The sequence below is a fragment of the Streptomyces coacervatus genome, from assembly GCF_029223485.1.
Classification (GTDB): Bacteria; Actinomycetota; Actinomycetes; order Streptomycetales; family Streptomycetaceae; genus Streptomyces; species Streptomyces coacervatus.
Map to the genome: position 1 here is coordinate 131,337 of NZ_JARHTP010000017.1, position 14,701 is coordinate 146,037.

11 protein-coding genes are annotated in these 14,701 nt (G+C 69.6%); 8 read left to right on the forward strand and 3 right to left on the reverse strand.

Annotation, left to right across the window (positions count from 1 at the left end; translation table 11 throughout):
• The first annotated feature begins 459 nt into the window (after positions 1-459).
• Positions 460-1,305: an HAD family hydrolase gene (locus P2Q00_RS35270; protein ID WP_275777891.1), complete on the forward strand. Its 846-nt coding sequence runs from the start codon at positions 460-462 to the stop codon at positions 1,303-1,305.
• 380 nt (positions 1,306-1,685) lie between these two features.
• Here the strand turns inward: P2Q00_RS35270 and P2Q00_RS35275 are convergent, their stop codons facing one another.
• Positions 1,686-2,510, reverse strand: coding sequence for a Fic family protein (locus P2Q00_RS35275; RefSeq protein WP_275777892.1), 825 nt, complete (start codon positions 2,508-2,510; stop codon positions 1,686-1,688).
• 100 nt (positions 2,511-2,610) lie between these two features.
• Here P2Q00_RS35275 and P2Q00_RS35280 point away from each other — a divergent pair, with 100 nt between their 5' ends.
• The gene (locus P2Q00_RS35280; protein WP_275777893.1) at positions 2,611-3,591 is read left to right on the forward strand and encodes an ATP-binding protein; all 981 of its coding nucleotides are present in this window, start codon (positions 2,611-2,613) and stop codon (positions 3,589-3,591) included.
• A 9-nt stretch (positions 3,592-3,600) separates the two neighbouring features.
• On the opposite strand, the gene P2Q00_RS35285 is transcribed toward P2Q00_RS35280, so the two are convergent.
• On the reverse strand, positions 3,601-4,881 hold the full coding sequence (locus P2Q00_RS35285; RefSeq protein ID WP_275777894.1) for a polysaccharide deacetylase family protein: 1,281 nt from the start codon (positions 4,879-4,881) through the stop codon (positions 3,601-3,603).
• 286 nt (positions 4,882-5,167) lie between these two features.
• On the opposite strand from P2Q00_RS35285, the gene P2Q00_RS35290 reads away from it, so the two are divergent.
• The 6 genes from P2Q00_RS35290 to P2Q00_RS35315 all read left to right on the forward strand — a co-directional run bounded on the left by P2Q00_RS35290 (position 5,168) and on the right by P2Q00_RS35315 (position 13,393).
• Complete coding sequence (locus tag P2Q00_RS35290) at positions 5,168-7,615, forward strand: SulP family inorganic anion transporter (RefSeq protein WP_275777897.1); 2,448 nt, start codon at positions 5,168-5,170, stop codon at positions 7,613-7,615.
• A 278-nt stretch (positions 7,616-7,893) separates the two neighbouring features.
• Complete coding sequence (gene acs / locus P2Q00_RS35295) at positions 7,894-9,894, forward strand: acetate--CoA ligase (protein ID WP_275777899.1); 2,001 nt, start codon at positions 7,894-7,896, stop codon at positions 9,892-9,894.
• A gap of 155 nt (positions 9,895-10,049) precedes the next feature.
• Complete coding sequence (gene nhaA, locus P2Q00_RS35300; protein ID WP_275777902.1) at positions 10,050-11,486, forward strand: Na+/H+ antiporter NhaA; 1,437 nt, start codon at positions 10,050-10,052, stop codon at positions 11,484-11,486.
• A 57-nt stretch (positions 11,487-11,543) separates the two neighbouring features.
• A complete protein-coding gene (locus P2Q00_RS35305; protein ID WP_275777904.1) occupies positions 11,544-12,047 on the forward strand; it encodes a phage holin family protein in 504 nt (167 codons plus the stop codon).
• Positions 12,044-13,012, forward strand: a complete 969-nt coding sequence (locus tag P2Q00_RS35310; RefSeq protein WP_275777906.1) for an alpha/beta fold hydrolase — start codon at positions 12,044-12,046, stop codon at positions 13,010-13,012. The genes P2Q00_RS35305 and P2Q00_RS35310 overlap by 4 nt, the downstream gene beginning before the upstream one ends.
• Before the next feature lie 198 nt (positions 13,013-13,210).
• A complete protein-coding gene (locus P2Q00_RS35315) occupies positions 13,211-13,393 on the forward strand; it encodes a hypothetical protein (RefSeq protein WP_232649421.1) in 183 nt (60 codons plus the stop codon).
• A gap of 26 nt (positions 13,394-13,419) precedes the next feature.
• On the opposite strand, the gene P2Q00_RS35320 is transcribed toward P2Q00_RS35315, so the two are convergent.
• Positions 13,420-14,619, reverse strand: a complete 1,200-nt coding sequence (locus P2Q00_RS35320; protein ID WP_275777910.1) for a MarP family serine protease — start codon at positions 14,617-14,619, stop codon at positions 13,420-13,422.
• Positions 14,620-14,701: the final 82 nt, after the last annotated feature.

The following is a 14,701-nucleotide window of genomic DNA, read 5'->3' on the forward strand; positions in this document are numbered from 1 at the left end:
GACAAACCGGAACCGGCTCTGAACTCGGCGCGAGCGGGACGCGTTTGAATCACGGTGCAGCGATCCCGGAAATCGTGTGGATCTTGGTCGATAACTGTGGACAAGTCGGCGGTTGTGAATAACGCCGTCACCCATACCGGTGACCCCTGTACCAACCCGTGCACGACTTCCACAGAGCAGCCCGACGGCTACACACAGTGACGGATCATGGGCATGCGGAAGAGACGGCCACGGCCGTCCAGTGACGGCCCTGCGGCCGCGCGAGAAAGAGGGAGAGGAGGAAAAACCCGCCCGGACATGCGACGACCCCCACCGGGGGGGAGAGTGGGGGTCGTCTCCACGGCCGACTCGGGGGGGGGAGGAGCCGGACCGGGTTAGCACGGTCGCGAACGATCCGTGACTTCCATGGTGTACCCGAGAGCCTTCCCAGGCAAACCCACGCGCCACACCTTACGCCGAATGGGCTGCGCCTATGCTCGGGGCGTGGAAAACCACTCCTCGCCCCGCACAGCGGCCTTCTTTGACCTGGACAAGACGGTCATTGCGAAGTCGAGCACGCTCACGTTCGGCAAGTCCTTCTACCAAGGCGGGCTGATCAACCGCAGGGCCGCCTTGCGTACCGCATATGCCCAGTTCGTCTTCCTCGTCGGCGGCATGGACCACGACCAGATGGAGCGGACCCGCGAGTACCTGTCCGGGCTCGTCCGCGGCTGGAACGTCCAGCAGGTCAAGGAGATCGTCGCCGAGACACTGCACGACCTGATCGACCCGATCATCTACGACGAGGCCGCCTCCCTCATCGAGGAGCACCACACCGCCGGCCGTGACGTCGTCATCGTGTCGACGTCGGGCGCGGAGGTGGTCGAGCCGATCGGCGAACTCCTCGGCGCCGACCGGGTCGTGGCGACCCGCATGGTCGTGGGCGACGACGGCTGCTTCACCGGCGAGGTGGAGTACTACGCATACGGCCCGACGAAGGCCGAGGCGATCAAGGAACTGGCCCAGTCCGAGGGATACGACCTCGAACGCTGTTACGCCTACAGCGACTCGGCGACCGATCTGCCGATGCTGCAGGAAGTCGGCCATCCGCACGCCGTGAACCCGGACCGCACACTGCGCCGCGAGGCACTCGCGCGCGGGTGGCCGATTCTCGATTTCCACCGGCCGGTACGGCTCAAACAGCGGATCCCGGCATTCTCCGTACCGCCCCGTCCGGCCCTCGTCGCGGTCGCGGCCATAGGCGCCGCGGCGGCCACCGCGGGCCTCGTCTGGTACGCCAGCCGCCGCCGGACGGCAGTCGCCTGACCTGCCGATTCAGCGAAGCCAAGATCTCGTTCGACATATTGGCGCCCGTTTAAGCCCTATTTGAGACTAAAAGTAAAGAAGTACAGCCGGGGGTTCCGCTTGCTTCGGACCTGGAGTACAAAGGGGTTAACGGCCCGCGAGACCAAGGACATCCGAAAGGATCACCTTAATAACGCATTTGGCCCCACGGACCGACGCATGAACACCGGGCACCCACGCGACGTCGACCCGTCGATTACGGGCCAGCCACACCAGGTGACGGGCAGAGTTCCCGACCTGATGGGCAACATATCGAGGACGCTTGGTAACTGGGTGAGCATGCCAGCGGCGGTACGAATCCTCGTACCGCCGCAACCCTTTTCCAAAGCCCTCCGGGTTTTCTACGCCGCCCCGCGCTGCAGCGCCTCGCACACGGCCGTCGACTCGCGCACGCCCAGCTCGACCGCCCTGCCGCAGTGGGCGATCCAGGCGGCCATGCCGTCCGGCGTGCCGGAGACATACCCCTCGAGCGCCGCCAGATAGGCCGCGCGCCCCAGCTCTGCATGGCCGGCCTCGGCCGGGCAGACGGACTTCGGGTCGAGGCCGCTGCCCACCAGGACGATGCGCTCGGCCGTGCGCGCGACAAGGCCGTTGTGGGACGCGAAGGGGCGCAGCGCCAGGAGTTCGCCGTGCACGACGGCGGCCGTCACCAGGGCAGGCGCGGAGCTGCCGGTGATGATCAGCTCCGACAGGCCCTCCAGCCGGCCGTGCATCTCGTCCGCGCCCGGCAGCGGCAGCTCGACCAGCGGCTCGTCGACCGGCTCGCCCGCCAGCCGCGGCCGCCCGACCTCGTCCCCGCTGGTCGCCGCGGCCACCAGATGCAGCCGGGCCAGCACCCTCAGGGGGGACTGCCGCCAGACGGACAGCAGCTGCCCCGCCTCCGCGGTCAGCCGCAGAGCCGCGCCCATCACGCGCGCGTCGCCGTCACCGCTGAAGTCGGTGCGTCGGCGCACCTCCTCGAGGGCCCAGTCGGCGCCGGACAGCGCCGCGGAACCGCGGGCGCCGCGCAGCGCCGCCTCGGAGGTGATCTCGTTGCTGCGGCGCCGCATGACCCGGTGCCCGTAGACCCGGTCCACGGCCTTGCGCACGGATTCCACGGACTCGGCCACGCCGGGCAGCGAGCCCAGGGCCGCGAGCGGGTCGGCGTTCGCGCCTGTCGTACTCATGAGTACGACACTAGCCACCCCGGGGCGCGCCCCACGAATGAGTGGTCTTCTTCACGCCCGTCTGCCACATACAGCTATCACCGCACTACCCTTCGTGAACATGAAAATTGCTTTCGTCGGGAAGGGCGGCAGCGGCAAGACGACCCTGTCCTCCCTGTTCATCCGCCATCTCGCGACCACCGGAGCGCCGGTCGTCGCGGTGGACGCGGACATCAATCAGCACCTGGGCGCCGCGCTCGGCCTCGATGAGGCGGAGGCCGCCGCACTGCCGGCGATGGGCGACCGGCTGCCGCTGATCAAGGACTACCTGCGCGGCTCCAATCCGCGCATCACCTCCACCGAGACGATGATCAAGACCACCCCGCCCGGCGAGGGCTCGCGGCTGCTGCGGGTGTGCGAGGACAACCCGGTCTACGACGCCTGCGCCCGGCCGGTGGAACTCGACGGCGGCGCCGTCCGTTTGATGGTCACCGGCCCCTTCACCGACGCCGACCTGGGGGTCGCCTGCTACCACTCCAAGACCGGAGCGGTGGAGCTGTGCCTGAACCACCTGGTGGACGGGCAGGGCGAGTACGTCGTGGTGGACATGACGGCGGGCTCGGACTCCTTCGCCTCCGGCATGTTCACCCGCTTCGACATCACGTTCCTCGTCGCCGAGCCGACCCTGAAGGGGGTCTCCGTCTATCGCCAGTACAAGGAGTACGCCCGCGACTTCGGCGTCGTACTGAAGGTCGTCGGCAACAAGGTGCAGGGAGCCGACGATCTCGACTTCCTGCGCGCCGAGGTCGGGGACGACCTGTTGATGACCGTCGGGCACTCGGACTGGGTGCGCGCCATGGAGAAGGGCCGCCCGCCCCGGTTCGAGCTCCTGGAGGACGCCAACCTCCGTGCCCTGCGCGCCCTTCAGGTCGCCGCGGACGCGACGTACGAGCTGCGCGACCGGGAGCGCTACACGCGCCAGATGGTGCACTTCCACCTGAAGAACGCGGCCTCGTGGGGCGACGCGCGCACCGGGGCCGACCTGGCGGCGCAGGTCGACCCCGGGTTCGTGCTCGGTGAGGGTGTCGCCGCCTCTGCGTGACGGCTGCTGCTACTGCTTGGCGGCCGGTGCGCCCGGTACCCCCTTCGGGGCCGGGGCGGGGTGGCCCGACAGGAAGGACGCCCAGCCCTCCTCGGGGGCCTCGCCGACCTTCAGGGTGCGCAGCTTCTGCAGGGTCCCCGGGTCCTGGGCGTCCAGCCAGTCGGCCAGCTGGTGGAAGGACACGCAGCGCACATCGGGCTTGTTGCAGACCTTCTCGATCACCTCGTCGAGGGCCCGCATATAGGTGCCGCCGTTCCAGGACTCGAAATGGTTGCCGATGATCAGGGGCGCACGGTTGCCTTCGTAGGCGCGGCGGAAGCCCTTGAGCAGGCCGTCGCGCATCTGGTCGCCCCAGTAGTCGAACTTGTCGGGGTCACCTTGGGTCTGCGTACCGGACTGGTTGACCATGAAGTTGTAGTCCATGGTGAGTTGCTCATAGGGGTGTCCGGGGAAGGGCACGAGTTGCATGGACAGGTCCCACAGCCCTTCCCTCTTCTTCGGCCAGACCTGGTCGTTGACCCCGCTGGTGTCGTAGCGGAAGCCCAGCCGGCTCGCGGCCTTCACGAAGTTCTTCTGACCCTCCAGACAGGGCGTGCGCGCGCCGATGAGCTCCTTGTCGTAGTCGAAGGGCAGCGGGGCCGACTTGTCCATGCCGGAGTTGGTCTTCCAGCTCTTCACGAACTTCTTGGCCTGCGCGATCTCGCTCATCCACTGCGCGACCGACCACTCACCGACCCCGCCGTTCCGGCCGCAGAAGTGGCCGTTGAAGTGGGTGCCGATCTCGTTGCCCTCCAACCACGCCAGACGCAGCTGCTTGACGGTGTCGGCGATGCCCTTCTCGTCGTTGAAGCCGATGTCCGAGCTGCCCGGCGAGTGTTCCGGCGGCTTGTAGAGGTCGCGTTTGTCCTCCGGCAGCATGTACACGCCGCTGAGGAAGTACGTCATGGTCGCGTGGTTGGCCTTGGAGACCTTGCGGAAGTGGGAGAACAGCTTCTGGCTGTCCTCGCCCGCGCCGTCCCAGGAGAAGACGACGAACTGCGGAGGCTTCTGACCGGGCCGCAGACGCTCGGGTCTGGGCAGATGGGGCTGGGCTCCGGTGTACGCGGTGGAGCCGTCGCCGATCAGGCGGACCGCGCTCCCCGGCGCCTGGACCGGACGGGCCTTCTGTGCCTTCTGCGGACCGAGAGCACCCGCCTTGGAACCGTTGGAGCCGAGCGCACAGCCGGCGACCCACGCGGCACAGGACGTGGCGATCACGACGCCCACGGCGATCCTCTGGGTGGCGGTCATGTTCCGCTCACCTTCTTCCTTCTCGACAACGCCGCCAAGGTCGCATGGGACCGAGAAGGAATTAGTACGACAAGCCGATGAAATGACCGCTTCACTCATTGGAGTGAGCCATTACCCCATTTGCCAGGAAAGTCTATGCCTGGCCTTTACTCTGAATTACGATCCGTTTACCGAGCGTTGATTCATCCCGCCGCTGCACGCCGTGATCCACGGCCGCGACCCGACCCCCGCCCATCGACGGGGACGACCTGATCCGCGACCGCGCCGCCCGGAGGAGACGGGAAACATGTCAGCCTGTGCCCCCACCCACGCCACCGACCCGAGTCGGCCCCAGTGCGACCACCAGCCCCACAGTCCGCCGCCGGCCCCGCACCGCCGCTTCCGCATCGAGGGCGCCGACCTGTCGGCCTCGGTCGCGGTCTTCCTGATCGCCCTTCCCCTGTCCCTGGGCATCGCCCTCGCCACCGGGGCCCCGCTCCAGGCCGGCCTGGTCGCCGCCGGGGTCGGCGGGCTCGTCGCCGGCCGGATCGGCGGCTGTCCGCTGCAGGTCAGCGGCCCCGCCGCGGGACTCACCGTCGTCACCGCCGACCTCATCCACCGCTACGGCTGGCGTACGACCTGTGCCGTCACGGTCCTCGCCGGCCTCGTCCAACTGGGCCTCGGCTGCCTGCGCGTGGCGCGGACCGCGCTCGCCGTCAGCCCCGCCATCGTGCACGGCATGCTCGCCGGCATCGGCGTCACCATCGCCGTCGCCCAGCTGCACATCGTCCTGGGCGGCACCCCGCAGAGCTCCGTCCTCGCCAACCTCCGTGCCCTGCCCGCCCAGTTGGCGAATCTGCACCCCGCCTCCGTGACCGTCAGCGTGCTCACCCTGGCCCTGCTGCTGCTCTGGCCGCGGATCCCCGGCCGGGCGGGGCGCCTGCTGCGCAGGATCCCGGCCGCGCTGGTCGCCGTGGCCGGCGCCACCTCGGCCGCCTCGCTCGCCGGGCTGAGCCTGCCCAGGGTCGATCTGCCGTCCTGGAGCAGCCACGCCCTGGCGGGACTTCCCGAGGGCCCGGCGCTCGGCCTGACCGCGGCCGTGCTCACCACCACACTTGTGTGCAGCGTGCAGTCGCTGCTCGGCGCGGTCGCCGTGGACAAGCTGGTGGCCGCTAGACCCGGCTTGACCGCCCGCGTCGGACGCGCCGATCTGAACCGTGAACTGCTCGGGCAGGGCGCCGCCAACATCGTCTCCGGCACACTCGGCGGGCTGCCGGTCGCAGGCGTCGCCGTGAGAAGTTCGGCAAATGTGAACGCGGGAGCCGTGAGCCGGAACTCCACGATGCTGCACGGCGTTCTCGTAGTGGTCGCCGCGCTGCTGATGGTCCCGCTCCTGGAGCTCATCCCGCTCGCCTCACTCGCCGCCCTGGTGATGGCCGTCGGCATCCAGATGGTGTCCCTGCACCACATCCGCACGGTGACCCGCCACCGAGAAGTGCTGGTGTACGCCGTCACCACACTCGGCGTGGTGTTCCTCGGCGTCCTGGAGGGCGTGACCCTGGGGATCGCCGTGGCCGTCGCCGTCGCCATGCACCGCCTGGCCCACACCCGCATCACGCACGAAGAGAAGGAAGGAGTCCATCACGTACATGTCCGAGGGCAGTTGACGTTCCTCGCGGTGCCGAGGCTCAGCCGGGCCCTGCATCTCGTACCCCAAGGCGCCCACGCCGTCGTGGAGTTGGACGGGTCGTTCATGGACCACGCGGCGTACGAGTCACTGCAGGACTGGCAGAACACGCACACCGCGCAGGGCGGTTCCGCCGAGCTGACCGGCCGCCGGACCGGTACCCGAGCCATCGCCGAACCCACACCGCTCGCCGAGGAGCAGGGCGAGTCCTCCGTCGGCTGCCGCTGCCGTCCCTGGACGCCCTGGCGCAACCACCAGTGCGAGCCGCCGCAGCCCGCGTCGGACGCCGATCAGCCCGGTGCGCTGGGCGGGCCGCCTGGACCGGGAGCGCCGGGCCGCCCCGACGGCTCCGGCGACTCCGGTGGTCGGAGCGGGCACCAACTGGCGCGCGGTATCAGCGCGTTCCAGCGCAACACCGCACCGCTCGTGCGGGGTGAGCTGGCCCGGCTGGCCCGGGAGGGACAGCGGCCGTCCCAGCTCTTCCTCACCTGCGCCGACTCGCGGCTGGTCACCTCGATGATCACCTCCAGTGGTCCCGGGGACCTGTTCGTGGTGCGCAACGTGGGCAATCTCGTTCCTCCCCCGGCCAACGCCGGGAGGTGCCACCGGCCCGGCGAGGAGAGCGGCGACGACTCGGTGGCGGCGGCGATCGAGTACGCGGTGGACGTGCTGAAGGTGCGGTCCATCACGGTGTGCGGGCACTCCGGGTGCGGGGCCATGCAGGCGCTGCTCGACACCGAGCCCGGCGGCGCCCGGACGCCGCTGAGACGGTGGCTGCGGCACGGGCTGCCGAGCCTGGAGCGCATGGCCGACGACACCAGGCCGGACGCCCGGCTGGCCGGCCGGGCACCGGCCGACGCGGTCGAGCAGCTCTGTCTGACCAACGTGGTCCAGCAGTTGGAGCACCTGCGCGCCCATGAGTCGGTGTCCCGGGCCCTGCGGGACGGCGCATTGGAGCTGCACGGGATGTACTTCCACGTGGGCGAGGCACAGGCGTATCTGCTCACGGGGGCGGTGGACGGGGACGAGGTGTTCGACCACGTGGAGGCGGCAGACCTGTCCGCCTGACCGGCAGTGGTCTGCCACGGGTGCCCGGCCCGATCGGGGCGGGTCGGGCACCCGTGGCGGGTCCGGCACCGGGTCGTCCCGACACGCCCGGGCCACGAAAGACGTGACCGGTGCCGCGCGGCACCGGTGCACTGGGATGTGAGGGGCGTTACAGGTGCTGAACTCCGCCCTGTCGGCGTCCGTGGGTACGGATGACTCCGCGCGCCGGAGCACCCGCCCACAGGTCTAAACCAATTTTCGGTCGACCCTTGTCATCGGCCCCCCGGGTCTGATGAGCTGTGGCCTGGGACACAACGGACACCCTGGGAAAGGGAGATGTCGTGAGCAACGAAAGCCTGGCCAACCTCTTGAAGGAGGAGCGACGCTTCGCGCCGCCGGCCGACCTGGCCGCGGGCGCCAACGTCACGGCCGAGGCGTACGAACAGGCCAAGGCTGACAGGCTCGGCTTCTGGGCCGAGCAGGCCCGTCGGCTGACCTGGGCCAAGGAGCCGACCGAGACGCTGGACTGGTCGAACCCGCCGTTCGCCAAGTGGTTCAAGGACGGCGCGCTCAACGTCGCGTACAACTGCGTGGACCGGCATGTCGAGGCGGGGAACGGCGACCGGGTCGCCATCCACTTCGAGGGGGAGCCCGGCGACAGCCGCACGATCACCTATGCCGAGCTCAAGGACGAGGTGAGCAGGGCCGCCAACGCGCTGCTGGAACTGGGTGTTCAGGCGGGCGACCGGGTCGCCGTCTACATGCCCATGATCCCGGAGACGGCGGTCGCCATGCTGGCCTGCGCGCGGATCGGCGCCGCGCACTCGGTGGTCTTCGGCGGCTTCTCGGCGGACGCGCTGGCGACCCGTATCGAGGACGCCGACGCCAAGGTCGTCATCACCACCGACGGCGGCTACCGGCGCGGCAAGCCGTCCGCGCTCAAGCCGGCCGTTGACGACGCCATCGCGCGCGTGGACCGGGTGCAGCACGTGCTCGTGGTCCGCCGTACCGGCCAGGAGGTCGCCTGGACCGAGGGCCGCGACGTGTGGTGGCACGAGATCGTGGAGCGGCAGTCCGCCGAGCACACGCCGGAGGCGTTCGAGGCGGAGCACCCGCTGTTCATCCTGTACACGTCCGGTACGACGGGTAAGCCCAAGGGCATCCTGCACACCTCCGGCGGTTACCTCACCCAGGCCGCGTACACCCACCACGCGGTCTTCGACCTCAAGCCGGAGACCGACGTGTACTGGTGCACGGCCGACGTCGGCTGGGTCACCGGGCACTCGTACATCGTCTACGGGCCGCTGGCGAACGGCGCGACCCAGGTCATGTACGAGGGCACGCCGGACACCCCGCACCAGGGCCGCTGGTGGGAGATCGTGCAGAAGTACGGGGTGACGATCCTGTACACGGCGCCCACCGCGATCCGTACGTTCATGAAGTGGGGCGACGACATCCCCGCGAAGTTCGACCTCAGCAGCCTGCGGGTGCTCGGCTCGGTGGGCGAGCCCATCAACCCCGAGGCCTGGATCTGGTACCGCAAGCACATCGGCGCCGACTCGAAGCCGATCGTCGACACCTGGTGGCAGACCGAGACCGGCGCGATGATGATCTCGCCGCTGCCGGGTGTCACCGAGACCAAGCCCGGTTCCGCGCAGACGCCGTTGCCCGGTATCTCCGCGACCGTCGTCGACGACGAGGCGAACGAGGTGCCGAACGGCGGAGGCGGCTATCTGGTCCTCACCGAGCCGTGGCCGTCCATGCTGCGCACCATCTGGGGCGACGACCAGCGGTTCCTCGACACCTACTGGTCGCGTTTCGAGGGCAAGTACTTCGCCGGTGACGGGGCGAAGAAGGACGACGACGGCGACATCTGGCTCCTCGGGCGGGTCGACGACGTGATGCTCGTGTCCGGGCACAACATCTCGACCACGGAGGTCGAGTCCGCGCTCGTGTCGCACCCCTCGGTCGCCGAGGCGGCCGTCGTCGGTGCGACGGACGAGACGACGGGTCAGGCGATCGTCGCCTTCGTGATCCTGCGCGGCACGGCGAACGCCGAGGACGAGGGCCTGGTCAACGACCTGCGCAACCATGTCGGCGCCACCCTCGGCCCGATCGCCAAGCCGAAGCGGATCCTGCCGGTCGCGGAGCTGCCGAAGACCCGCTCCGGCAAGATCATGCGGCGTCTGCTGCGGGATGTCGCCGAGAACCGCCAGCTCGGCGACGTGACCACGCTGACGGACTCGACGGTCATGGACCTCATCCAGCAGAAGCTGCCTGCCGCTCCCAGCGAGGACTGAGCCCCGAAGTACCTCCGTCCGAAGGGGCGCCCGGCGCGAGAACGCGCCGGGCGCCCCTTTTAGGTAAACTAAGCAAAACAACTGATCCTCAAGGTGTGCCGGGAAGTCTGGTCGGCGAGTAGCCCTGCCCTGCCCACCCACCGGAGGTCTCCCCCGTGGCCGCGCCCCGCACCGCCCCCGCCCGCAAGCTGTTCGGACGCCTCTCACTGCCCGAGCGGACCTTCGTCGCGGACGCGCTGCGCACCGAGACCGTCGGCGGTGTGCTGCTGCTCATAGCCGCGATCACGGCGCTGATCTGGGCGAACACCCCCGCACTGCACAACAGCTACGAGAGCGTCAGCCACTTCCACTTCGGCCCCGAGGCCCTCGGCCTGCACCTGTCGGTCGCGCACTGGGCCGCCGACGGGCTCCTCGCGGTCTTCTTCTTCGTCGCCGGCATCGAGCTCAAGCGTGAGCTGGTCGCCGGTGATCTCCGGGACCCCAAGGCGGCCGCGCTGCCGGTCGTCGCGGCCCTGTGCGGCATGGCCGTACCGGCGCTCGTCTACACCCTCACCAACATCACCGGCGGCGGCTCGCTCCAGGGCTGGGCGGTCCCCACCGCGACCGACATCGCGTTCGCGCTGGCCGTGCTCGCCGTCATCGGTACGTCGCTGCCGAGCGCCCTGCGCGCCTTTCTGCTCACCCTCGCCGTGGTCGACGACCTCTTCGCGATCCTGATCATCGCGGTCTTCTTCACGGACACCCTCAATTTCGCCGCGCTGGGCGGCGCCGTCGTGGGCCTCGCCGTCTTCTGGCTGCTGCTGAGGAAGGGCGTACGCGGGTGGTACGTGTACGTCCCGCTCGCGCTCGTCATCTGGGCGCTGATGTACAACAGCGGCGTCCACGCCACCATCGCGGGCGTCGCCATGGGCCTGATGCTGCGCTGCACGCCCCGCGAGGGCGAGCAGCACTCTCCCGGCGAGCACATCGAGCATCTCGTACGTCCCCTGTCGGCGGGCCTGGCCGTCCCCCTGTTCGCCCTGTTCAGTGCCGGTGTCGCCATCTCGGGCGGCGCGCTGGGCGACGTGTTCACCAAGCCGGAGACGCTGGGCGTCGTCCTCGGGCTCGTCGCCGGAAAAGCGCTCGGGATCTTCGGCGGTACGTGGCTGACGGCCCGTTTCACCCGGGCCTCGCTCAGCGACGACCTCGCGTGGGCGGACGTGTTCGCGGTGGCGACGCTGGCCGGCATCGGCTTCACCGTGTCGCTGCTGATCGGTGAGCTCGCCTTCGACGGGGACGCCGTACTGACGGACGAGGTCAAGGCCGCCGTACTGCTGGGTTCCCTCATCGCGGCGACGCTGGCGACGGTGCTGCTGAAGATACGGAACGCCAAGTACCGCAGGCTGTGCGAGGACGAGGAGCGCGACGAGGATCTCGACGGCATCCCGGACATCTACGAACAGGACGACCCGGCGTACCACCTGCGGATGGCCGCGATCTACGAGAACAAGGCCGCCGAGCACCGCCGGACCGCCGAACTGAAGGCCGCCGAACGACGCGCGCTTGCCGAAGTGCCGGGCGGGGCAGGCGAGGACGACGACCGTCCGGCATGATCTGACGGGACGGTACAAAAGGACCGTACAACTGCAGTAAAGAAGAGGGAGACCGCGATGAGCGCACCCGACGGCAGCCCGGTCGGCGCCGAACGCAGCATCGGCCAGCTGTTCGCCTCCGCGACGACCGAGATGTCGGCGCTGGTGCATGACGAGATCGCACTGGCCAAGGCGCAGCTCAAGCAGGACGTCAAGCGCGGCGCGACGAGCGGCGGCGCGTTCACGGTGGCCGCCCTGGTCCTGGTGTTCTCCCTGCCGATGCTCAACTTCGCGCTGGCGTACGGCATCCGGACCTGGAGCGACTGGAACCTCGCGATCTGCTTCCTGCTGTCCTTCGCGGCGAATGTGCTGGTCGCCGTCGTCCTCGCGCTGATCGGCGTGGTCTTCGCGAAGAAGGCGAGGAAGGGCAAGGGCCCACAGAAGGTCGCGGCGTCGATGAAGGAGACGGCGGGCGTCCTGCAGAAGGCCAAGCCGCACCCGCGGCCGGAGCAGCCGGAAGCCCCGGCGCTGGAGGACCGGGCCCCCGCGGCCATCGAGGCTGTGGCACGCTCGACCTCATGACGGGCTTCTCCCCCTCTGCGGGGCAATCACCTTGGGCGCAACCCACCTCGGTTGTACGACCGGACGCCCTGCCCGACGGGACAAAGGTGACCCACCGGGATGTGGCCGCCAACGGCGCCCGCTTCCATATCGCCGAGGCCGGCGACGGGCCGCTGGTGCTGCTGCTGCACGGCTTCCCGCAGTTCTGGTGGACCTGGCGGCACCAGCTGACCGCGCTGGCCGACGCGGGCTTCAGGGCCGTCGCCATGGACCTGCGCGGCGTCGGCGGCAGCGACCGCACCCCGCGCGGCTACGACCCCGCGAACCTGGCGCTCGACATCACCGGCGTGATCCGTTCCCTGGGCGAGCCGGACGCCGCACTGGTCGGCCACGACCTGGGTGGCTATCTGGCGTGGACGGCGGCCGTGATGCGCCCGAAGCTCGTACGGCGGCTCGCGGTCTCCTCGATGCCGCATCCCCGGCGCTGGCGCTCGGCGATGCTCTCGGACGTCAAGCAGACGCGGGCGGGCTCCTACATCTGGGGCTTCCAGCGCCCCTGGCTCCCCGAGCGGCAGCTGACCGCGGACGACGGCGCGCTCGTCGCCGAGCTGATCCGGGAGTGGTCCGGGCCGAACCTGCCGGACGACGAGGTGGTGCAGACGTACCGCCGCGCGATGTGCATCCCGTCGACGGCGCACTGCGCGATCGAGCCGTACCGCTGGATGGTCCGCTCCATGGCCCGCCCGGACGGCATCCAGTTCAACCGCCGGATGAAGCGCCCCCTCCGGGTCCCGACCCTCCACCTCCACGGCTCACTCGACCCGGTGATGCGCACGCGGAGCGCGGCCGGATCCGGCGAGTACGTCGAAGCGCCGTACCGCTGGCGCCTGTTCGACGGATTGGGACATTTCCCGCACGAGGAGGATCCGGCGGCTTTCTCGGCCGAGCTCGTCAACTGGCTCAAGGATCCCGAGCCGGACCGGTGACGTGGGAGGATCCGGTGGTTTTCTCTGCAGAACCGGGCAATTGGCTGGAAGGTGCCGAGCCCGGTCGGTGACCGAGCCGATGCGCCCGGTATCCGGATCTGAACGTGTGTCCTACGAACAGCCAATTGCCCGGCGCATAGGCCAATTGGGGGCCCAGGGGGCGGTTATCGACCTTGGGGCAGGGGCAGACGTCGGGGTATGGGCTGGACGCACGACTACAGTGACGCAGCACGCAATCGCCGCTCGGCCAGTGGCCTGAGCCCCCACCAGCGAGGCGGTGCACCGCAGATGGCGGGCACGGACCTCAGGGTGGGCATCCCGCGCATTCTGCGCCGCCGGGCCCGCTGGGTCTCGGTACGCCTGCGCCATCCCCGAGGCTGACGCGCCTCCTCCCACGGCCCGACGGCTCACAGCGCGCAGCTGTCGCTGTCCACCTGCTGGTTCGCGGTACGCCCCTTGGCGATGTCCTCCTGGATCTCGTCCGCGGTGAGCGCGTACCCCGTGTCGGCGTCGTCGAGGGACTTCGCGAACACCACGCCGTACACATTGCCTTGGGGCGTGAGCAGCGGGCCGCCGGAGTTGCCCTGGCGGACGGTCGTGTACAGCGAGTAGACGTCCCGGCGGACGGTGCCGCGGTGGTAGATGTCCGGGCCGTTGGCCGGGAGGCGGCCACGCACGCGTGCGGCTCGGACGTCGTACGACCCGTTCTCCGGGAAGCCGGCGATGATCGCGCTGTCGCCGCTGCGGGCGTCCGTGGTCGTGAACTTCAGGGCGGGCGCCTTGAGATCGGGTACGTCGAGTACGGCGATGTCGCGGTGCCAGTCGTAGAGGACGACCTTCGCGTCGTACTTCCTGCCCTCGCCGCCTATCTGGACGGTGGGCTCGTCGACGCCTCCGACGACGTGCGCGTTGGTCATGACGCGGCGGTCGCCGAAGACGAAGCCGCTGCCCTCCAGGACCTTGCCGCAGCTCTGCGCGGTACCCATGACCTTGACGATGGAGCGCTTCGCGCGCGAGACCACGGGGCTGTTCGCGAGGGCCGGGTCGGGGGGACGGACATCGTTGATCGGCTCGTTCGAGAACGGGCTGAAGACCTGCGGGAAGCCGTTCTGCGCGAGGACCGAGGAGAAGTCCGCGAACCAGGTGTCGGCCTGGTCGGGAAGGGCCCGGGCGACACCGAGGAGCACCTTGGAGCCGCGAACCTCCTTGCCGAGGGTCGGCAGCGTCGTACCGGCCAGGGCCGAGCCGATCAGCCACGCCACGAGGAGCATCGCCACCACGTTGACCAGGGCGCCGCCGGTCGCGTCCAGGGCGCGGGCCGGGGACCAGGTGATGTAGCGGCGCAGCTTGTTGCCGAGGTGGGTGGTGAGGGCCTGGCCGACGGAGGCGCAGACGATGACGACCACGACCGCGACGACGGCGGCGGTCGTGCTCACCTCGGCGTTGTCGGTCAGCGCGTCCCAGATGACGGGCAGGGTGTAGACGGCGACCAGACCGCCGCCCAGGAAGCCGATCACCGACAGGATGCCGACGACGAACCCCTGGCGATAGCCCACGATCGCAAACCACACGGCGGCGACCAGCAACAGGATGTCCAGCACGTTCACCGGTTCGAGCCTCGCCTCATCACTCTGCGGTCACCTCAGGTCGGCCGGGGGCCGGCCCGCCGCGCAGCGGCAACCGATCACA